Here is a 329-nt window from a genome sequence, read left to right on the forward strand (position 1 = left end):
CATCTATCCCTTCACGCCGAGCTGCGTATGTTGCTGTGGCGCATGCTTCAGTTTCAGGTCCGTGATATCACCAATACTGCGCCACGCGCCGTCGATACAGACACTAGCCGTCATTCCCTCAATCATGGAGGATGAGGCGCGCACCGGAATATCAGCACCCAGCTTCACAGTCGCCAGTCCCGGCTTCGAGAATTCGATGCTGCGTGAATCATCGGTACCAACGACGTGGTGCAGCACCAAATCCACAGCGGCCGGTAGCTTAGGTGCGTTGATGAGTTCATTCCAGTGAGCTTGGATGTCCGGCTCTATTTCTCTGAGCACCCTATACC

Annotated in this window: 1 protein-coding gene; it reads right to left on the reverse strand. The window is 55.3% G+C overall.

The annotated features are described in order from the left end of the window. Positions 1-3: 3 nt before the first annotated feature. On the reverse strand, positions 4-329 hold a 326-nt coding region (locus AC1RPR_RS08620), incomplete at its 5' end, for a hypothetical protein (RefSeq protein WP_481763537.1).

This window comes from Dellaglioa sp. CoH-57-MRSF-22 (assembly GCF_056781895.1).